9 protein-coding genes and 2 pseudogenes are annotated in these 13,071 nt (G+C 69.6%); 6 read left to right on the top strand and 5 right to left on the bottom strand.

The features are described 5' to 3' along the window. Positions 1 to 164 precede the first annotated feature (164 nt). The 3 genes from ACF059_RS31055 (at position 165) to ACF059_RS31045 (ending at position 7,868) form a co-directional block, all read left to right on the top strand. On the top strand, positions 165 to 4,736 hold the full coding sequence (locus tag ACF059_RS31055; protein ID WP_392063756.1) for a HAMP domain-containing protein: 4,572 nt from the start codon (positions 165 to 167) through the stop codon (positions 4,734 to 4,736). 39 nt (positions 4,737 to 4,775) lie between these two features. Continuing rightward, positions 4,776 to 7,229, top strand: coding sequence for a SpoIIE family protein phosphatase (locus ACF059_RS31050; protein WP_392063753.1), 2,454 nt, complete (start codon positions 4,776 to 4,778; stop codon positions 7,227 to 7,229). A 309-nt stretch (positions 7,230 to 7,538) separates the two neighbouring features. Continuing rightward, a complete protein-coding gene (locus tag ACF059_RS31045) occupies positions 7,539 to 7,868 on the top strand; it encodes a hypothetical protein (RefSeq protein WP_392063750.1) in 330 nt (109 codons plus the stop codon). A 121-nt stretch (positions 7,869 to 7,989) separates the two neighbouring features. On the opposite strand, the pseudogene ACF059_RS31040 reads toward ACF059_RS31045, so the two are convergent. After that, positions 7,990 to 8,492: pseudogene (locus ACF059_RS31040) on the bottom strand (IS5/IS1182 family transposase); the annotation flags it as partial. Between the two features lie 255 nt (positions 8,493 to 8,747). Here ACF059_RS31040 and ACF059_RS31035 point away from each other — a divergent pair. Beyond that, a complete protein-coding gene (locus tag ACF059_RS31035) occupies positions 8,748 to 8,885 on the top strand; it encodes a hypothetical protein (protein ID WP_392063748.1) in 138 nt (45 codons plus the stop codon). Between the two features lie 104 nt (positions 8,886 to 8,989). On the opposite strand, the gene ACF059_RS31030 is transcribed toward ACF059_RS31035, so the two are convergent. Then, entirely contained in the window at positions 8,990 to 9,673 is a 684-nt protein-coding gene (locus ACF059_RS31030; RefSeq protein ID WP_392063745.1) for a maleylpyruvate isomerase N-terminal domain-containing protein, read from the bottom strand. Positions 9,674 to 9,925: 252 nt separating this feature from the next. Between ACF059_RS31030 and ACF059_RS31025 the strand changes: the two genes are divergently transcribed. Further along, complete coding sequence (locus ACF059_RS31025; RefSeq protein ID WP_392063743.1) at positions 9,926 to 10,069, top strand: hypothetical protein; 144 nt, start codon at positions 9,926 to 9,928, stop codon at positions 10,067 to 10,069. A gap of 422 nt (positions 10,070 to 10,491) precedes the next feature. Here ACF059_RS31025 and ACF059_RS31020 read toward each other — a convergent pair whose 3' ends face one another. The 3 genes and pseudogenes from ACF059_RS31020 to ACF059_RS31010 form a co-directional block, all read right to left on the bottom strand. After that, entirely contained in the window at positions 10,492 to 11,331 is an 840-nt protein-coding gene (locus ACF059_RS31020) for a hypothetical protein (protein ID WP_392063740.1), read from the bottom strand. Continuing rightward, on the bottom strand, positions 11,328 to 12,062 hold the full coding sequence (locus ACF059_RS31015; protein WP_392063737.1) for a MerR family transcriptional regulator: 735 nt from the start codon (positions 12,060 to 12,062) through the stop codon (positions 11,328 to 11,330). Before ACF059_RS31015 ends, ACF059_RS31020 begins: the two co-directional genes overlap by 4 nt. 163 nt (positions 12,063 to 12,225) lie before the next feature. Beyond that, positions 12,226 to 12,504, bottom strand: a pseudogene (locus tag ACF059_RS31010) (Tn3 family transposase); the annotation flags it as partial. A 7-nt stretch (positions 12,505 to 12,511) separates the two neighbouring features. Between ACF059_RS31010 and ACF059_RS31005 the strand changes: the two are divergent. After that, complete coding sequence (locus tag ACF059_RS31005; protein WP_392063734.1) at positions 12,512 to 12,904, top strand: hypothetical protein; 393 nt, start codon at positions 12,512 to 12,514, stop codon at positions 12,902 to 12,904. Positions 12,905 to 13,071 lie beyond the last annotated feature (167 nt).

Below are 13,071 nucleotides of genomic sequence, written 5' to 3'. Positions count from 1 at the left end.
CGGGTGGCGTCTGGAGTGCCCCCTCCCCTGCGGCACTCCAGGGCAGCGTTCGCACACTTGTGCACCTCTGGCTCTAAGGGCCCGACATATGTGATGGACTACGCGGTGGGACACTTGCGGGTTGCGGGTGTGTCCCGTGGGCAGCACGAGAGGTGGGGACTGCGATGGCCAGGGCGGCTGATTCATCACGCGCGACGGCGGTAGGGGAAGTCGGCGAGCCGGAGCTGCGGCAGCTCCTGGTCGGCCTGACGGCGGTGCGCGACGGCGACTTCGGCACACGGCTGCCTGACGAGGCCGACGGTCTCCTCGGGGAGATCGCCACGGTCTTCAACGGGATGGTCGACCAGCTGTCGCTGTTCACCTCCGAGGTCACCCGCGTCGCCCGTGAGGTCGGCACCGAGGGGACGCTGGGCGGCCAGGCCGAGGTACCGGGGGTGTCGGGTACGTGGGCGGATCTCACGGACTCCGTGAACGCGATGGCCGGCAACCTCACCACCCAGGTCCGCGACATCGCGCAGGTGGCGACGGCGGTGGCGCGCGGCGACCTCTCGCAGAAGATCGACGTGGCGGCCCGGGGTGAGATCCTGGAGCTGAAGGACACCGTCAACACGATGGTGGACCAGCTATCGGCGTTCGCGGCCGAGGTCACGCGCGTCGCCCGCGAGGTGGGCAGCGAGGGCCGGCTCGGCGGCCAGGCCGAGGTGCCCGGAGTGGGCGGCGTGTGGCGTGACCTCACCGATTCGGTGAACTTCATGGCCGGCAACCTCACCGACCAGGTCCGCAACATCGCCCAGGTCACCACCGCGGTCGCCAAGGGCGACCTCTCCCAGAAGATCGCCGTCGACGCCCGCGGTGAGATTCTCGAACTGAAGAACACCATCAACACCATGGTCGACCAGCTGTCCGCGTTCGCGGGCGAGGTGACCCGTATGGCTCGGGAGGTGGGTACCGAGGGCATCCTCGGCGGCCAGGCGGACGTGAAGGGCGTCTCGGGCACCTGGCGCGACCTGACCGACTCGGTGAACTTCATGGCCGGCAACCTGACCTCCCAGGTGCGCTCCATCGCCCAGGTGGCGACCGCCGTAGCGCAGGGCGACCTCTCGCAGAAGGTCCGCGTGGACGCGCGGGGCGAGATCCTGGAACTCAAGACCACGATCAACACGATGGTCGACCAGCTGTCCGCGTTCGCCGACGAGGTCACCCGCGTGGCGCGCGAGGTGGGCACGGACGGCCGGCTCGGCGGGCAGGCGGACGTGAAGGGCGTCTCGGGGACCTGGCGCGGCCTGACCGACTCGGTGAACTTCATGGCGGACAACCTCACCGCCCAGGTCCGCTCCATCGCCGAGGTCACCACCGCGGTCGCCCAGGGCGACCTGACGCAGAAGATCCGGGTGGACGCCCGCGGCGAGATCCTGGAGCTGAAGGAGACCATCAACACGATGGTCGACCAGCTGTCGGCGTTCGCCGACGAGGTCACCCGGGTCGCCCGTGAGGTGGGTACCGAGGGCAATCTGGGGGGTCAGGCCACGGTCCGGGGGGTGTCGGGCACGTGGAAGGACCTGACCGACAACGTCAACGTGATGGCGTCGAACCTGACCGGACAGGTCAGGTCGATCGCCCAGGTGGCCACCGCGGTCGCGCGGGGCGACCTGTCGCAGAAGATCACGGTGGAGGCGAAGGGCGAGGTCGCCGCGCTGGCGGGTGTGATCAACACGATGGTCGACACGCTGTCGGCGTTCGCCGACGAGGTCACCCGGGTCGCCCGTGAGGTGGGCACCGAAGGGCGGCTGGGCGGTCAGGCCCAGGTGCCGAACGTGGCGGGGACCTGGAAGGACCTCACCGACAACGTCAATTCGATGGCGAACAACCTCACCGGTCAGGTCCGCAACATCGCCCTGGTCACGACGGCGGTCGCCAACGGCGACCTGTCGAAGAAGATCGACGTGGACGCCCGTGGGGAGATCCTGGAGCTGAAGACGACCATCAACACGATGGTCGACCAGCTGTCCTCGTTCGCGGCCGAGGTCACCCGCGTCGCGCGTGAGGTGGGCAGCGAGGGCCGGCTCGGCGGGCAGGCCGAGGTCGAGGGGGTGTCCGGGACCTGGAAGCGGCTGACCGAGAACGTCAACGAGCTGGCCGGCAACCTCACCCGCCAGGTCCGGGCCATCGCCGAGGTCGCCAGCGCGGTCGCCGAGGGCGACCTGACCCGCTCGATCACCGTCGACGCCTCCGGCGAGGTCGCCGAACTCAAGGACAACATCAACTCCATGGTCGGCTCGCTACGGGAGACGACCCGGGCCAACCAGGAGCAGGACTGGCTGAAGTCCAACCTCGCCCAGATCTCCGGCCTGATGCAGGGCCACCGCGATCTCGCGGTCGTCGCCGAACTCGTCATGGACGAACTCACCCCCCTCGTCGACGCCAGTTACGGCGCCTTCTACCTCGGGGAGGAGATCGACGGTCAGGCAGGACTCACGCTGATCGGCTCCTTCGGGCGGCCGGCGGAAAGCCCGGCTGCCCTGCGGGTCAGGCACGGAGAGACCCTGGTGGGGCAGGCGGCCCGCAGCCGCCGCATCCTGACCACCGACAACGTACCGGCCGGCTACCTCATCTCCTCAGGCCTGGGACACGCCGCACCCGCCCACCTCATCGTCCTGCCCATCGTCGTCGAGGACCAGGTGCTGGGCGTCATCGAGCTCGCCTCCTTCGCCCCCTTCACGCCCGTGCACCGCGACTTCCTGGGCCGGCTGATGGAGACCATCGGCGTCAACGTCAACACGATCGTCGCCAACGCCCGCACCGACGAGCTCCTCGGCGAGTCCCAGCGGCTCACGGCAGAGCTCCGGGCACGCTCAGAGGAACTCCAGGTCCAGCAGGAGGAACTCCAGCGGTCCAACGCCGAACTGGAGGAGAAGGCAGCCCTCCTCGCCAGCCAGAACAGCGACATCGAGGCCAAGAACCTCGAAATCGAACAGGCCCGGCAGGAACTGGAGGACCGGGCCCAGCAGCTGTCGCTGGCCTCCAAGTACAAGTCCGAGTTCCTCGCGAACATGAGCCACGAACTGCGCACCCCGCTCAACAGCCTCCTCATCCTCGCCCAGCTGCTCGCGCAGAACCCCACCCGCAACCTCACCCCCAAGCAGGTCGAATACGCCGGCATCATCCACTCGGCCGGCTCCGACCTCCTGCAGCTCATCAACGACATCCTCGATCTGTCGAAGGTCGAGGCGGGCAAGATGGACGTCAACCTCGAGCGGGTCTCCCTCAAGCAGCTCCTCACCTACCTCGAAGCCTCCTTCCGGCCGCTGACCAGCGAAAAGGGCCTCGAGTTCGACATCACCACCACCCCTGGCGTGCCGGTGGACATCCTCACCGACGACGCCCGGCTGCAGCAGATCCTGCGCAACCTGCTGTCCAACGCCGTGAAGTTCACCGAACACGGCCGCGTCCACTTCAAGATCGAACCGGCGAGGGCGGCCGAACTCCCCGACGAGCTGACGCACGCCGGATCCGTGGTCGCCTTCCGCGTGATCGACACCGGTATCGGGATCGCCGAGCAGCAGCTGGAAGCCATCTTCGCCGCGTTCCAGCAGGCCGACGGCACCACCAGCCGCAAGTACGGCGGCACCGGCCTGGGCCTGTCCATCACCCGGGAGATCGCCCGCCTCCTGGGCGGCGCCGTCACCGCCCGCAGCGAGGTCGGCAAGGGCTCCACCTTCACCCTCTACCTCCCCGTCTCGGGACGCGAACTCACCGAAGGGGCACCGGCTGCCCTCGAGAGCGCGGAGCCCGCAGGCGCAGAGCTCGAGCAGTCGGACGGCGCTGCCCAGGAGGCCCTCGAAGAGCGTCATCCCCGGCGCATTCTGGTCATCGAGCAGCGCAGCAACGGTCTCCTCAGCCTCGTCGCCGAAAGCGCGGCCGGGGACCTGACCGCAGGTCGAGCGGTCACCGTGCCCGCCGATCGCGCCGAGGTCGTGACCGCCGTCACCGCAGCGGACGCGGCAGCCGTACTGGCACAGACACCCTTCCACTGCGTGGTCCTCGAACTCGGATCCGACGGGGAGGGGCTGCGCTTCCTGCAGGCCCTCGCCGGGGACAGCGCGCTCGCCTCCCTGCCGGTCCTCGCCCACGACAACCGGCGTATGACCAGGGAGCAGCAGGCGGAAGTCTCCGAGCGCGCCGCCGCTCTGCCGCTGGAAGTGCTCTCCAGCCTGGATGAGCTCCGCGAGCGCATCGCCCTGCACCTGTCGGCAGACCGCCCGGGCGACGTCCCCACCCTCGTGCACGCCGACAGCCACGCCGCCGCCCCCGAACACGCCGTCGTCGACGCCAGCCTCGCCGGCCGGTCGGTCCTTGTCGTCGATGACGACCCGCGCAACCTCTACGCGATCAGCGGGATCCTGGAACTGCACGGGATGCACGTCCTGCACGCCGAGAACGGCCGCAGAGGCATCGAAACCCTCACCCGCACCCCGGGAATCGACCTGATCCTGATGGACGTGATGATGCCGGAACTGGACGGATACGCGGCAACCACCGAGATCAGGCGCATGCCCGAATACATCGATCTCCCCATCATCTCGGTCACCGCGAAGGCCATGCCCGGCGACCGGGAGAAGAGCCTGGCCTCCGGCGCGAACGACTACGTCACCAAGCCCGTCGACGCCAACGACCTCATCACCCGCCTCCGCCGGTGGCTGCCGGCCCAGAACACCTCAGGCTCCGCCCCGGCCTGACCAGTCCGACCGCCCTACGGAGGAATAGCGACCGACACGGTGAACACCACTTCTGACAAAAGCGGAACAACCCACACCCATGCCTCTCCCCGCGCGGACGCAGGCACGGAAGCCGTACACGGCGGACCCGGTCCGGCGCAGCGCACCCGGCCGGAGACCTCCACGAACCCGGAGGCCGGTCGGCTTGCGGCGACCGTGGAGCGCCTGCGCGAGGAGGCTCTGGAAGCCCAATCCGCAGCCGACGGCCGCGCCTTGGTCGAGCTCGCCAAGGGCATCCTCGTCGGGAGCCTGGGATGCGGACCGGCCGAGGCGTCGAGGCAGCTCGCCAAACTTGCCGCACAGTCCGGAACCACCCTGCTCGCACTCGCCGTCGACGTCATCAACCAGGCGGCCCGCGATCGCGTCAGCGAGGTAGCGCAGGAGTTCCTCGCCACCGCCGTCGCCGAGGCGACTCCAGGGGCGACGCCGGCCATCCGGCTGCGGGCAGCGGAAAGCCGCGCCCTGGCGGCGGGTGACAGCCCGGCCGTCGCCGCGGCGCTCCTCGACAACGCGCTCGCCCCTCTCGGTGCTCACGGGGTCGCCATCTGGGTCGCGGGAGCCGACGCCTCGCTCACCCTGGCAGGCCAGGCGGGCTTCACGCCGGAGGACGCCGAGCGCTGGCGCTACGTCCCACCCGAGGTCGCCACCTGCGCCCGGCTCGCCCTCACCCACCGCGAGCTCTCCGTCGTCAGCAGCCTCTCCCAAGCCAGTCTCCCCACCATCGGGCGGCGCCAGCACCCCGACGGCGGCCGCGTCGTCATCCCCGCCGGGACCGGCGGCCGCATCCACGGCGTGCTGGAAATCGGCTGGCCCCAGCCCCTGCCCCCGCAGCCCGTACAGATCATCCGCCAGCTCGAAGCGCTGGCCGAGCTGTGCGCCCACACCCTCGAAGAACAGTCGCCCCACAGCTCCCCGGACGGTTCCGAAGCCGCGCACCACGCAGCCTTGGCGGAACTCACCGACCTCGCGGGCCACATCGACGACACCGTCCTCGTCCTCGTACCCGTTCTCGACGCCCAGGGCCGCCTCGCCGACTTCCGCATCCACCACGTCAACGACAGCTTCATCGACCCGGCCGGCCGGCCCCGCTCCATGATCACCGGCCGCCACTTCCTCGACATCTACCCGGCGGCAGCCGAGGACTCGGGGCTCTTCGACAAACTGGAAAGGACCTACGCCACCGGCGAAGCCTGCCAGGCACTGCGCACCACCCTGACCACCTTCGTCGGAGAGGTACCCCTCACCACCGTCGCCGACGTACGCATCAGCCGGCACGCCTCCGCCCTCCTCCTCATCTGGAAGATCGAGGACGAGAAGGTACGCCTCGCCAACCTGCTGCAGCACGCACAGCGTCTCGGCCGGGTCGGCGGCTTCGAACAGAACATGCACAGCGGAGAGATCAGCTGGAACGAGCAGCTGTTCGCCCTGTTCGGGCTGCCGATCACCGCCTCCCCCGTCCCCCTCGAAGACCTCCCCGCCCACGCCCACTCCCACGACGTCAACTCCATCGGGCGCTTCCTGCGCACCATCCTGCACAGCCAGCGTGAATCATCCGTAGAGTTCCGCCTCCAACGGCCCGACGGCATCACCCGACACATCCGGATGGTCGCCGAACCCGTCCTGGACGACCAGGGCCGCCTCTACGCGGTGCGCGGCGCCTGCCAGGACGTCTCCTCCCAGCACTGGACCGAGGTCGCGCTCGCCGCCACCCGCGATCAGCTCGCGGACACCGAGGCAGAATCCGCCGACCGCAGCCGCCTCGCCCTCCAACTGCAACACGCCATCATGCCGCCGGCCCCGGCGCCCCTCGAAGTACCCGGCATCCGCATCGCGGTGCGCTACCGACCGGCCGAATCGGAATCCCTCGTCGGCGGTGACTGGTACGACTCGGTGGTCCTGCCCAACGGCAAGATCCTCCTCAGCGTGGGCGATGTCGCCGGCCACGGCATCCAGGCCGCCACCGGCATGGTCGTCCTGCGCAACGCGCTGCGCGGCCTCGCCGTCACCGGCGCCGGCCCGGCGCAACTGCTCGGCTGGCTCAACCAGGTCGCCTTCCACCTCACGAGCAACCTCACCGCCACCGCCGTCTGCGCCCTCTTCGACCCCAAGACCCGCACCCTGCAGTGGGCGCGCGCCGGCCATCTGCCACCCGTCCTGGTCAGGGGCTCCCACGCCCAGTCGTTCCCCCTCAGCGCCGGGCTGCTGCTCGGAGCCCTGCCTGACGAGACGTTCTCGGAGGAAGAGGTGCAGCTCGAAGCGGACGACATCCTGCTCATGTACACGGACGGACTCGTCGAACGCAGAGACATCGCCGTTACCGACTCGCTCGCTCAGCTACTCGCCGTCGCCTCGCGTTCCGCTGACACGCTGGAGAAGCGGCTGGACAGCGTCCTGACGTACAGCGCCTCCGATACCGACGACGACACCTGCCTGATCGGAATCGAGGTCCGCTGACATCAGGTGAATCCGGGAGAGTGGGCAGGCCCTGCCCGACCTCGACGAGGGGGGACGGCGGGCATGGCGGTTACGGCGGCCATGCGCACGCCGTTCGCCGCTGCCTGCCCGTCACCGCGCTGCGAAGACCCGGCCAAGGGCTCAAGCATGCACCTCCGCGGGCTCAGACCGAAGGGCGAGGTCGTCACCTTCGACGTCACCGAGGACGAGAAAGGCCTGCATCTCAAGCGGTCCTGTCCTCGGGCCGAAGTGCCGTGTGTGCGACGATGATCCAGATTTTCACCTTGTCCGCTTTCGCAGGGGCCACACATGAACAACCCCTTCCGGCGCCAACGCGGGACCAAAGTCACCTATGAGGTAACCGGCACAGGCTCCTTCGAGGTGACCTATGCCACCGGCGACCTTCTCAAAGGCGAGGAGAAGCAGGTCAAGGCTTGCGTCGCACCGTGGAAGCAGAGCGTCGTGATGGCGGGTATCGACGCGATGCCCATGCTCACGATCATCACGTCCAACCCCGGACATCCCGACGGCTGGCTCCAGTGCACGATCTCCATCGACGGAGAACTCGCAGTAGAAGGGGCAGTGTCCTCGCGCTCAGCCAGCGCGACCTTCACGGCTCTGCCCGGGGCCACGGGCTGACAGCAGCGGGCGGCCCTCACGCAATGGGCGGAACGGGAAGGCGCCCATGTGCTGCATTCACTCGAACGAGTCCGCATGGCCGGACCCGGATCACGTTGCGGTCGGCCCGGCCCTGCGCGGCTCCGTTGGGATGGCCGCCTTGGCTGCCGCGGCGTCGGCGGTTGGCTCGCTGGTCTCTCGGCTCGGGGATCGTGTGCTTGATCTGGCGTCTGCGCAGGTGACGCCGGTTGCGGCGTGATGAGCACGCCTTATCGCCCCCGACGTGGTCGGGGCGGGTGCGCGGTCGACCGCCAGGTTGTCGGGGCACGCAGATGGCTTCGAGGGTGGAAATCATCTGCGGTGCGTCGCCCCACTGGCCGGACGTGATGACGAATCCGAGCGGGCGGCACCCGCCTTCCCCCGGCGAGGTGGATCGTGCTTGTCAGTCCGCCTCGCGAGCGTCCCAGGGCCTCATCGGATCGGTGACGTGCCCGGGTTCCTGCGCCGACCCGGGATCTTCGGGGCGCGGGTGGAGGCGCCAGCCGCGGGCTGATGAGCGCGGCAGGTCGTGGAATCGACGCTGACCATGCTCCAGTCGATCCGGCCCTCGGCATCGGCGTCGGCCTGGACGCAACGCAGCCTTCTGCTCCTTCGGCTGATGCTGATCAAAGGCGAAGGAGCGGAGCTCAAGAAGATGACGGAGCTTTATGAATCCGGCGTCGAGGTGCGAGCGGAGCTGCTGAGCTTAGTGCCGTTCGGCACCAACGGTTACGCGAGCGCTGTCTACGAGTGGCAGTCCCCGGAAGGCTCCGGCCGACCCCAAAAGGGTGCGAGCGTGGGCCGCGCCCACGTCGTCGGACAGAGCTACCCCCTCGTCTTCGACCGCAGAACACCGGGCGGGTGCACCTGGGGACGAAGGTCGCGGTCCACAGGGAGCGCAAGCGCCGCCAGGGCTACGTACGCAACGCCCAGCGAATGGCGCTCCTGGCCCTCGCGGGCGGCGCCTTGGCAACAGTGGGGCTGATCATCAGCCCCTGACGGCCGTCAGGGGTCGGCGGCCTGCGCCCGCGGCGCCTTCTTTGCCTTCTGTTGTTCCCGGCCACTTGATCACGGCGGTGATCTCTCCGGCTGTGGGCAGGTGGCTATGCGAACAGGGGAAATCGGGCGGCGTCCACACCCAAGCGCTCTCGGTCGATATCGGACAACGACGCGCGTCCGGTCGCCACGCGCGCGTACTGCGCGTCGTCCCATGGCACCGGCACCGGGCGGCCCAGTAGCCCGTCCAGCGTACGGCGCGTTTGGCCGAGCCCTTCCGCCGAGGGTCCTGGTGCATCGGGAAGCGACACGACGAGGTCAAGATGGTGAATCGTCGCCTCGACGGCCAGCGTGCGGATCAGATCACCGGCACTCAGCACGTGGCCCTGGGTGGCGACGTACTGGTCGGGCGCGGCACCGGCCGCGGCGTCAACCACTGCGGCTGCCGTCTGCGAATACAGCTCGCACAGCTGGTCGACGTGCAAGAACATGCTGGCGACGACCCGAGTGAACCTCCGACCGTTGGCCGCGCCCACGGCGTCCGGGCGCCAATCCTCCCAGTAGGTGACCGCGTCGCGGTCCGGCGTCTGTCCGGCAGGGGTGTGCAGCGCCACCAGGCCGCGTTGCGCGTCGCTCAGGCAGTGGAAGACCAGGTCGCGCACCGACCAGCCGGCACAGCCGGTCGCCAGCCACGACCGCTCATCTGTGATGGTCGTGACGACGGCGTCGAAGGCACCGTAGGCCGCGCGCAGTACGTCGGCCGGACGCTGTCCTTCTTCCTTGTAAGGCATGCCCGCGAGGATAAAACGGCTGCCTGTCAAAGGACACCCCGCCAGCCCACCCGCCCGCATCGGGCAGAGGTATATGGGCCGAAGTGGACCTACGACGAACGCGACATCCGCCGCGCCGCTCAGGTTCTCGCCGACTTCCGCCTGGACCCCGGCGACGTCGTCGAAGTTCAGCTGCCGCCGGACCACGAGCCCGGAGACCAGGACCCGGAGAAACGGAGCCAGGCCGACTGGCGGGCACAGATCGCCTCCTGGATGTATTGGCATGCCCGGCACGCGCACCAGCTGGAGCGACTGTACGAAGAGCAGGACGCCAGCTGGCAGCCCATCAGCGCCAGCGGGCTGCCGGGCGAACTGGCCTGGGAGGAGTTTCTCGCGGCGTCCAGCGGCAGCCGATGAAGCATCGGCAACACCAGGCCGCTGGAGTATGACCCGCTCGGACAGCGGCCTCTTCCTGCCGAGGGCCTACGCCGACCTGCTCGACCGCTGGGAACAGATGACAGGGGAACTCGTCGGCCGGGCCCGGATCTGCAGCCGCTGCCGCGCCCAGGGACCCCGGTGGGGCGCCTGGCGCACACCAAGCCCGCTCGTCTCGTCACTCTGTGCCCGGCGTGCTCGGGCGCCCGGTCCGCTCCCCGGCCACCGCCCCGAGTCCGGCGCCACCCTGCTGCGCAGCCTGTGGTCGCCAGGAACTCGCCCGAGGCCGTCGCCCGCATCTCCGCGAGCTCCTCCGCTGAGGTCGTCGGTTCGGCCGACGAGCGCGCCGCCGGTCGGCGCCGGAGTACCCGCTCCGTCTCTGCGGTCGGAACCGATCTGTGTGCTCAGGCGAGCTGACGGAGTGCGCTGACCAGTGCGCGCGGGTTGTCTGCGTGGAAGCGGATCGTGTGGGCCTCTTCCGTTGCACCGAGCGGACGGGTGAAAGGGAGTGGCCGGTTCAGCTCCAGGGTCACCGAGGTCTGGCTGCCCACGATCAGGTCGAGGACCCCGTCCTCGGAGAGGGTGATCAGGCTGCCTTCGGGATAGCGCCGGTCGACCCGGACCGAGGCCACCGCGTCCGGCGGTACGGCGAGGTCGAAGAGGGCTCCGTAGCGGATCCGCACAGAGCCGTCGGGGCGCACGACGTGCGGCCGGGTGACGCAGGCTGCGTGCAGGGCCAGCACGAGGACGACGCCGTACAGGTCGATTACCAGGATCACCCGGTGGACCACCGGCCAAGGGATGAGGAGGGCCAGGACCACCGTCTCGATGACCATCACGAAGAGCAGCCCGTACATCATCGCGGTTTGGGGACCGGTGTAGGCGGCAGCGTGGTCCTCGGGGCGCACCCCGTGCGTGCCACGTCGGACCCACCGCCCCAGGGAGGCTAGGGCGCGCAGCTCGTGGAGGACCAGGCGGCGGACCGCTACCGGCACCGCCTCCTGCACGGCGGACCGCCACGCCGCCCGGCGGTCCGCACCGCGGGCACGCGCGGCGACGTACAGCGAACGCAGCACCCAGGCCTCCACCAGCAGCACCACGAGCACCAGCGCCTCGGCGCCCGCCAGCGCCCACTCGGGCGGCCGGACCCCAGCCACCAGGCAGGCCGCCAGTGCCAGTTCCGCCGGCAGTACGGCGGCTACCGCGACCCGTGCCGCCCGTACGCCCCTTGGCCGGCCCCTCATCCCCGGCCCCTTTCCACAAAAGCCTCCATGAGCCGGCCCACGACTTCCGCCTGCGCTGGGGTGTACTCGGCGAGCAGCGCCTCCTTGAGCCCGGTCACGACCACCCCCTCCTCGGGGATCGCAGCGAACAGCTCCGCGGGGACGGCTGCCATCAGGTCAGCTGCCAGGGGTGCGATCCGCGGATCGTCGGTGGGGGCTTCGGCGAGAGCGTCGAGGCGCTCATACAGTTCGACGACTGCGGGATCGGCGACCAGCGTCCCGAGCAGCCCGAGTACCTCTTGGTTACCGGTGCTGGTGGCGTCCAGCAGCGCGAGGTACTCCCGGTCCTTGGCCGCGCTCGGCGAGTCTGTTCGGGGAGCCTGTGCCAGCAGTGCGGCGAGGGCGGGTGAGACGGGCCCGGTCGCGCCGGGCCGCTCGGCGAGCAGGGCGCCTAGCCGGCAGCGGCGCTCCCTGATGTCGGCTTCCTGGCGGGCCAGGTCGGCGTCGAGTTCTTCCAGTATCTCGGTCAGTTCACGCCCGGCATCGTTGGCGAGGGCATCGCGCACTTCATCGAGGCTGAGGCCGAGTTCGGTGAGCCTGCGCACCCTGGCGAGCACGACGGCGTCGCGGACGCTGTAGGCCCGGTAGCCGTTGGGGCGCCGCTCCGGCTCCGGAAGCAGCCCGACATGGTGGTAGTGCCGGATCGCCCGGGTGGTGAGCCCCACGAGCGCGGCGATTTCTCCGATTCGCATGCCGCCAGTAGAAACCCTGCCGTTGCGTCAAGGTCAAGGGGCGAAAGCATCGTCGGGCGCAAAACGGTTCAAGCGCGTCTACACACTGGCGTAGTACGGCCTCGCCAGCGCACATATCTGGCCAGAGTCCGCTCTCGTCGTCCTCGTCGAGTTCCACTGTGTCCGGGTTGCGAAGCGGGCGCAGGGCGCCGCCAGCCGGGGTGGAGGCGGTGAAGCTGTAACGGCCCAGGACGTTGAGGTAGCGGTGCTTGAGTGGGGACAGGCGGGCGATGTCCTCGTCCCGGATCTCCTGGCCCTCAGCACGGAGCTGGGCGACGGCGGCGTTGATGTACCGGGTGGTCCAGAGAACCACCGCGTTGAGGACCAGGCCCGAGGTGTCGTCGACCGGGTCGACGACGCGGAGCAGGTGCTCGGTCTTGGCGATCCGGCCGTACTCGGCGATGCCACGGATGCAGATCCGGAACCGGCAGACCGCGGCCCTGATCTACCGGACGGACCAGTGGGCCGCCAAGAAGGCCGCCGACCAGACCCTGACGACGGTGCGCGGCTGGGGCTACCCAGGACTGGACGAGTCGGATCTTCGGGCCGCCGTACGGTTGCTGGACGACGCGGCTGTACGGGGCGGCGGACGCCGCGTCAGCGTGCACCTCGCCAACCAGGCGGACAAGATCCTCGTGGTCGCCCTCAGCCACCAGGGCGGATCCCTCCCCGAGGGAAACGTCTTCGCCGAGCTCCAGGCGCTGGCCACTTTGGAGAGCCGCGGCGACGACCTCGCCGACGACCGCCGCCGCGTCTGGGCCGTCCCCACCGCCGTGCCCCGCCGCCGGAGTCCTGCGACCTAGTCATCCTCTTGCGAGCATCCGCGGCCAATCCGAGCCACGGGAACCGGTTCACACCGTCGACGGCGGGCGGCAGGTACCCAAGTGTGCGAGCGCTTGACAGCCGAATGCCCTCGACTGAGCGGCGTCGACGGGATGCGCCTCTGGTCGCAGCTGTCGTTGAAAACCAG

Origin of the sequence: Streptomyces sp. NPDC016562, assembly GCF_043076955.1 — a bacterium.
GTDB lineage: Bacteria > Actinomycetota > Actinomycetes > Streptomycetales > Streptomycetaceae > Streptomyces.
This window is presented reverse-complemented; position numbering and strand designations above follow the sequence as displayed.

Excerpts from the sequence above, each read along its gene's own strand:
- ACF059_RS31015 (WP_392063737.1), bottom strand. The coding sequence starts at position 12,062 with ATGCGAATCGGAGAAATCGCCGCGCTCGTGGGGCTCACCACCCGGGCG.
- ACF059_RS31030 (WP_392063745.1), bottom strand. The coding sequence starts at position 9,673 with ATGCCTTACAAGGAAGAAGGACAGCGTCCGGCCGACGTACTGCGCGCG.
- ACF059_RS31025 (WP_392063743.1), top strand. The coding sequence starts at position 9,926 with ATGTATTGGCATGCCCGGCACGCGCACCAGCTGGAGCGACTGTACGAA.
- ACF059_RS31045 (WP_392063750.1), top strand. The coding sequence starts at position 7,539 with ATGAACAACCCCTTCCGGCGCCAACGCGGGACCAAAGTCACCTATGAG.
- ACF059_RS31005 (WP_392063734.1), top strand. The coding sequence starts at position 12,512 with ATGCAGATCCGGAACCGGCAGACCGCGGCCCTGATCTACCGGACGGAC.
- ACF059_RS31055 (WP_392063756.1), top strand. The coding sequence starts at position 165 with ATGGCCAGGGCGGCTGATTCATCACGCGCGACGGCGGTAGGGGAAGTC.
- ACF059_RS31020 (WP_392063740.1), bottom strand. The coding sequence starts at position 11,331 with ATGAGGGGCCGGCCAAGGGGCGTACGGGCGGCACGGGTCGCGGTAGCC.